At 41.5% G+C, this 7,163-nt stretch carries 5 protein-coding genes; 1 reads left to right on the top strand and 4 read right to left on the bottom strand.

The genetic code is table 11. The features are described from left to right. Window positions 1-143 precede the first annotated feature (143 nt). Together OCI93_RS16595 and OCI93_RS16590 are read right to left on the bottom strand one after the other, a co-directional pair. On the bottom strand, window positions 144-725 hold the full coding sequence (locus OCI93_RS16595; RefSeq protein WP_261594433.1) for a nucleoside deaminase: 582 nt from the start codon (window positions 723-725) through the stop codon (window positions 144-146). Between the two features lie 332 nt (window positions 726-1,057). Further along, window positions 1,058-1,681, bottom strand: a complete 624-nt coding sequence (locus OCI93_RS16590; RefSeq protein WP_261626855.1) for a LysE family translocator — start codon at window positions 1,679-1,681, stop codon at window positions 1,058-1,060. Between the two features lie 193 nt (window positions 1,682-1,874). On the opposite strand from OCI93_RS16590, the gene OCI93_RS16585 reads away from it, so the two are divergent. After that, a complete protein-coding gene (locus OCI93_RS16585; RefSeq protein ID WP_261626854.1) occupies window positions 1,875-2,627 on the top strand; it encodes an alpha/beta hydrolase in 753 nt (250 codons plus the stop codon). Between the two features lie 40 nt (window positions 2,628-2,667). On the opposite strand, the gene OCI93_RS16580 is transcribed toward OCI93_RS16585, so the two are convergent. Both OCI93_RS16580 and OCI93_RS16575 read right to left on the bottom strand, forming a co-directional pair. After that, window positions 2,668-4,857 carry a DUF6359 domain-containing protein gene (locus OCI93_RS16580; protein ID WP_261594436.1) on the bottom strand — a complete coding sequence of 730 codons (2,190 nt, stop codon included), beginning with the start codon at window positions 4,855-4,857 and terminating at the stop codon, window positions 2,668-2,670. A gap of 118 nt (window positions 4,858-4,975) precedes the next feature. Beyond that, a complete protein-coding gene (locus OCI93_RS16575) occupies window positions 4,976-7,018 on the bottom strand; it encodes a bifunctional 2',3'-cyclic-nucleotide 2'-phosphodiesterase/3'-nucleotidase (RefSeq protein WP_261594437.1) in 2,043 nt (680 codons plus the stop codon). Window positions 7,019-7,163 lie beyond the last annotated feature (145 nt).

The raw sequence follows: 7,163 nt of genomic DNA, 5'->3' as shown, positions 1-7,163 counted from the left end.
AGTATGTAGCATGAGAGTTACCTCTTATATGTTTTGATTTAAAGATTCGACACCTTTTATCAAAACGGGTAACTCTCACTTTTTCAAGTTGATGTGTCAGATCTTGTCTGAACTAATACACTTAAAGTTATGACAGTGAATTATTAAAGCACCCTAGAATTTTTCACCGCGCTCACACCTTGCCAATCTTCTAAGTCTTGATCGGGTTTTTCTTCTCTAAATTTGGCATACTGTGCAATTCCTACTGAATCTTCAAGTATCTCAACCTCAACACCTTTTTCTTGTAGTAAGCTTTCGTTGCCAGAGGCATTGGTTACATCCCCCACCACAACTTTACTAAACCCGCGCATGTACAACAAAGTGGCGCATACATCACAGGGGCTTAAACTGGTATACAAGGTGGTTTTACTAAAGTCGATTCGCCCAGCATCGCGAATGGCCGAGGTTTCACCATGGTTATAAGGGTGATCTTCTTGTACTAGGGTATTGTGGCCTTTACCTACAATGCTTTTTGTTAAGTTATCTACTATCACAGCGCCAATTGGGCAACCTCCCTCTTGATAGCTTTTTTGTGCCAGTAGCACCGCTATGCGCATAAAATCAGCATCACTCAAACTACTACCAAATTCCCCGCCCATTAAAGTTGGCAAACTGCGGGTTGGCATATGAGCAACTGCCTCTAGCGCCTCATCACAAATTTGCGCACGTTTTGTTAATATGGCCATGATCAGTTCTTTTAAATTAGTTTTGGATGTATTGGTAACAGCATAGCTTGATCTTCAAGCACATACACACTCGTCTTTGTGGTAATGCTTATGAGATTTGGTCGACTCTCGCCCAACTTCCACGATATGAAAACCAAAACCTGTTAACCCAGTTAAATTGTTTACGGTTGCAAGCGCCACAGTGTGACCTCGCTTTACGCAGGCTTAGACTCGTAGCGAATAAACATTAAAGAGGCGTAGAGTACAAAATAGTACCCAAAGGTGCTGGGAAATATTCTTATCGTCACGATAAAAATATCAAGAAGTGCTAATTTAGCTTTTATAATAAATAGTTAGCGCGTTTTTGCATCAAGTAACATACCAATGCCCAGTGCTGCAATGAGCGTTGCACAACCGCGATTAAAATACTGCATAACAGAGGTGCGCTTAAACCAATTTTGCAAAAATGCCCCCATTGCTGCATACATACTAACGGCAATTAATTCTAGTAATAAAAATAAGCCCCCTAACTGTACAAACTGCTCCCCCACCGCTTTAGATGGCTCAATAAATTGCGGTAAAAATGCCGTAAATATCAAAATAGCTTTAGGATTACCCAGTGCAAGCAAACACTCTTGCTTGGCTAGTTGAAACTTAGAAGCCTGCAAAAATTGACTTGATAAAGCGGTGTGAACTGGCGCGCGCCAAAGCTTTATTGCCAGCCAAAATAAGTAACCAGCACCTAATAATTTTATCGCAAAAAATAGCCATTGTGAGGTAAGTAGCACCACAGCCAATCCACTTGCAGCCAACGTTATCATAATCACAAATGCCAGTAGCCGCCCAAAGCCCCCAACTATTGCACTACTAAAGCCATAACGCTGCGCATTATTAAATGCTAACAAATTGTTTGGTCCAGGAGCCAGATTCAAGGCAAAACAGGCTGGTATAAAAAGTAGTAAAGTAGAGAGACTCACAGTAAATTCCTTATTCGTTATGCAGCGCTTATATTGCAAAATATAACATTTATCCAAACTTGAGGTTAAGTTAAACAAAAGCTAAGGTCGAGAAAAAGATAAATACATTTCAACCAATTACCCTGAGATTAAGGCATTTTTTCATTATACTTGCTGACCAAAATTGATGAAAATAATAAAAAGAAGCAGCGATATGCGCACCACATTAGTTAGTGCCTTGGCTTTGCTGGCAGCAAGTATGAATAGCTTTGCAATCACCACAATAAATGATGACAAGCGTCAACGTCAGATCCCCATCGCAGTATCTCAACCAATAAAACACCAAGCATGTACCACCGGTAAACAGTGTAGTGTCGCTTTTATAAATGCAGGGTATGGCGTTGAACATACAAAGTACCAATTCATTTCTAATAAGCTTAATGAGCTAGGATACCTAAGTGTCGCGATTGGTCATGAACTCCCCAGCGATCCACCATTATCTATCTCTGGCAACTTGTTCGAAACTCGACAAGAAAACTGGCAACGCGGCGCAAAAACAGTTCAAGTGGTACGTGAGCATTTAGCAAAGCGCTATCCAAATTACGACTTTAACAAGCTAATGCTACTTGGACACTCTAATGGCGGTGACATATCATCACTACTAGCAAGCCAAGGCGTTACTTTTATCAGCGATATTATTACCCTCGATCACCGCAGAGTACCATTACCTAGAGCCAAAAACATTCGCGTGCTGTCTATTCGTGCTAGCGACTTTGCTGCTGACTTGGGGGTTTTACCAACCGAGCAAGAACAAAAAAGCCAAGGCAGCTGCGTGGTAAAAATAGCTCAGTCTAAACACAACGATATGAGTGATTACGGCCCTGATTGGCTTAAAAGCCGTATTACATTGTTAGTTGAAAAGCATATTAAAGGTGCAACATGTAGCACCTTAAAAGCCATAAACTAAAAAAGGGCCATCCGGCCCTTTAATTTTCCTAGTTCAACCGTTAATCAAGTAAAGTTAATTTGCTTACGTTGCGCACACCAGCATGACTCATATAATCATTCTTAATGCCTTCAACACGCAAACGCTTACCTACAACACTTGGGTTTAATTGCGGGCTAAATGCACCTCGTTGCGATGACTCAAGCTTAATGTACAGCGTATCAGAGCCATTATTATCATCACTTAGTACTAATGCATATTTGCCGTTAATTGCCGAGGTGATAACCCCAGCAACAACCACGGCTTGGCCATTGTTCATTGCCAATACATCGCTGACAGATAAATCGCCATTTGGGTCTGGCTGTGTACTTCCACTGCCATCAAGTACTTCAATAGAGTTTACTTGACGTACACCCGGTGCACTCATGTAACTATCTCGAACACCTTTGATAAGTAACTGAGCATCTAAAATTGATGGGTTTAATTGTGGGCTAAATGCACTGCGCTGAGATTTTTCAAGCTTCACATTAATAGTAAAACTTGGGTTATTGCTATCTTCTAACACCAATGCATAAATATTATTAAGTGCAGATTTAACACGTCCCGTTAATTCAATACTTTCGCCTTGTGCGGTTGCTAATGCTTGCTCTACCGAAAGCGCCGTAGGGGCAATTTGAATATCACTTACATAACGTAAACCCGGCTCGCCCATATAGCTATTACGCTTACCAGTAACAATGATATTCTGGTTTAAAATACTAGGGTTTAACTGTGGGTTAAAGTCACTGCGCTGAGCGCTTTCAAGCTTGACATAAATGTGGCTCGAAGGGTTATTTAAGTCGGTTAAGTCTAAACCATAAATGCCATTTACCGCCGCAGTTACTTTACCAATAACCACCAGCTCAGTGCCTTGTGATGCTGCTAACGCTTGCTCTACAGAGACAGTATTACCCGGTGTTGGTGTAGGGTCTGGATCAGGGTCTGGGTTAGTTTGCCCATCACCATATGGTGCATTAAACGAGTTGTTTTTATAGGTATCTGTATCCCACGCATTAAAGCCACTTGCAGGCGTGCCCCAAGGCTGACCATTGTTAGGATCTGTGTATTCTTGAACTGCCATTGGCGTTGGCGTTGCAACCCCACTCACTCGGCCATTTGTACCGTCAAAATACTGGTAACTCTCAGGTGTTGCTAGCCAATTTATAATATTTACCGCTAAAACCGCAGCATTTCCCGAATCAGTCCATCCAGGATAAGTTTTTTTAGTATTGGCATTATCTTGACGGCGATATTTAGGGGTTGCGTCTTCAATGGGTGATGAGTCGCCAATGAATGCCGCTTTACCTGCACCCGACTTTGCAATCGCGGCATAAGGGCCCTCTGCTGCACCGCCAAAGTATAAACCTTGGTCTTTTGCATGTCGCCATTTTACCGGGGTGTCAGACTCAGAGAAGTACACCAAGCCTTTTGCTTTTTGTGGGTCAACAACTGCTAAAGTCGCACCTGCCGCCATTAAAATTGGCTGCACACCTTGGGTGATCCCTTCAGTTTTATTGCTCGCAACAACGCCGCTCACACCTTGCTTGTAATCTACTCCGTTAAAGCGAAAGCGAATACCAAAGTTTTCAACTAACCAGCCCGCATTAGCACTTTTAGGGTTACGCCAATCACCATAAGCGCCACCCATGTTGTATTTACTTAAATCTGAGCGGTTATAGCCATTAAATACTTCTGTTGCATCCCAAGTATTTAAGTTACGGTCAGCATCATAGTGATCTGCCACAAAGAAAATACCTTTACCCGCAGCAACAAACTGCTCAAGCGCCGCTTGTTCGCTTAACGTAAAAGGGCGGTTAGTTTCAGCCAATACAAACACATCTGCATCTTTAATGGCGTTATAAGTAATGATTGCTTCATTTTGATTTGCGCCATTAACACGGTCGTCAAAAAAGCGAATGCGGCCATCATTGTTTAAATCAACACCACGGTATTCTTTTACCGTATAACCTTCTTGTACTAAAGCATCTGCAAAATCAGAAAATGCACCATCAATTACCCAATCAGCATTACCTTCAACACCACCGTGCGATACATCAAAATAAACTGTTTTACCATTATTATTGCTCGCCGTTGGCGTTTTAACTGGTGCGACATTGTTCCAACTGTAAGCATCAGCAGCATATGCTGAGCCGCAGGCTATGCTTGTGCCAATAAGCAAAGCAAGCGCGCTATTCCTATACATAGGTTTCATTCTAAAGTTCCCGTTATTGTTTGAAGTTCCTATCACTTTGCAAAGCAAAGACTACAGCTAGGGTTAGGTTAAACAGCCCCTAACAATGGGGCTGTTTTTATGCGCTGATAAGCACAAATTACTGAGGTTGAGTTAAATCCAGTTGGTAAATTGCAAAGCCTGCTTCGTTAACTTCTGTGGTCGGCAAAATATGACTAAATTGCTCACTATATGCTTTTGCATCATCACTATTTGCACTGGTGAATTGAATTTGTACATTCGCAACAGGTGCGAATGACCAGTTCATATCGGCTGCTGGATTAAGGCCTTGGCCGTTATTTTTACTACTTTGATGAGCAATATAATCAGCGACAACTTGGCGGTTCTCATCTGGTGAATCAACCACTATTTTATCTGCGCCAATAGCTGGGAAGTTACCGCCACCAGAAGCACGGTAGTTATTGGTTGCAACCAAAAACTGCTGCTGTGCACTTACTGGCTGACCTTGATAGGTCAATGCAATAATACGCTGACCATCAGATACTTTTTCCCCTTTGGCGTTGTATCTTGCAGGTTGAGTGACATCAACTTTATATGTCACACCATCTAGCACATCAAAATTATACGACGGAAAATCAGGGTTGATCAGCATTTGAACGTCTGTACTGGCAGTATCAATTTGCATAAATTGACCGGCAGACATTTCTAGCCACTCTTTTACTTGAGCACCGGATAGCTTCAATACTTTTAATACATTAGGGTATATATATAAGTCAGCAACATTTCGATATGCAATATCCCCCTTTGCTATTGAGGTATAGTCATCAGCACCACCACGGCCTGCTCTAAATGGTGCGCCTGCGGATAAAATAGGTAAGCCATCCAGTTCAGTACCCTGAACAATTTTTTGCGTATACCAAGTTTGCGCATCAGTCACTATTTGAATAGACGGGTCGTCATTCACCAAAGCAAAATAGCTATTTACTGGACTTGTGATTTTTGCAAATGGCGCATTAACCCAGTCGCGAGTTTCTTGGTGCGCTTGTGTAACTGCCGACTCTACTTGCGCATCATTTTCTACAAGTGCAGTGGTTACACGGTTTGCATCAGTTTCATAAATGGCCTGTAGAGTTGACTGTGAGTCGCTCACCTGCCACTTACCTGATGTGTACTCTAAAGTTAGGTCAATCACACCTAAGTGATTGCCCCAAAAGCCAGGCATTACTGCCGCTACGCCATTCACAGTGCCCTTTTCAACATCTACACCATGCTCTGCTAAACCTTCATAGCGCGGGCCTGGGAAGTTTGCATGAGCATGCCCAAACATAATGGCATCAATGCCTTCAACTTTAGACAAGTAATAACTGGCGTTTTCTGCTAAGGGTTTTTTAGCGCTTACTTCTAATCCAGAATGAGGAATAGCAACAATTAAATCAGCGCCTTCTTCTTTCATCTTTGGTACATAGTGATTGGCCATTTCAATTATATCTTTAGCAATCACTTTGCCTTCAAGATTCGCTTTATCCCATTGCATAATTTGTGGGGGTACAAAACCAATAAAGCCAACATTAATAGTATGCTCCGTACCATCAGTATCTTTAAAGGTCTTTTCTTGGATCACATAAGGTGAAAATAAAGGCTCATCGTTGTTGGCGTCATCATCGCCATCATCTTTAAATACATTGGCCGAAATATAAGGAAAGTTCGCATCATCAATTGCTTCATCTAAAAACTCTAACCCAAAGTTAAATTCATGATTACCAATATTCGCTACATCATAATCCAATGTATTCATTGCTGCATAAACAGGATGTACTTCACCATCCGCTAAGTTTTTAATCTTAGCCATATAGTCACCCAACGGGCTGCCTTGAATTAAATCTCCGTTATCTACCAATACTGAGTTGGTTGCCTGTTCGCGCGCTTGGCGGATCAAAGCAGCCGTTTTTACCAGACCCACTTTATCGTCTTGTTTATCTGCAAAGTAGTTAAAGTTCAGTAGATTGGCATGCAAATCTGTGGTCTCTAACAAGCGAACTTCTATTTTGGTTCCGTCACTCACTACTTTTGCTTGGGGAACTTCAACTTTTTTAAACTGCTGTTTATTGTCTGAGTCTGAACAGCCAGTGAATAATGCGCTTGAGCCACACAATATTGCTAATGGTAGTAACTTTGTTTTCATGATCCTTGCTCTTTTTTTTATCTAAAATAGAGCAAGTACTATAGAGATAAAAAAAGACAATTAAGCGAATTATTCATGGCAAATTAATGCCATTAATATGACTTTTGGGTACATTAATATTGTGAACTTTAGTATAAAACACCAA

Source organism: Pseudoalteromonas holothuriae (assembly GCF_945859825.1).
Taxonomy (GTDB): domain Bacteria; phylum Pseudomonadota; class Gammaproteobacteria; order Enterobacterales; family Alteromonadaceae; genus Pseudoalteromonas; species Pseudoalteromonas holothuriae.
The sequence above is the reverse complement of the archived record's forward strand: the minus strand, read 5'-3'. Positions and strand labels throughout refer to the sequence as shown.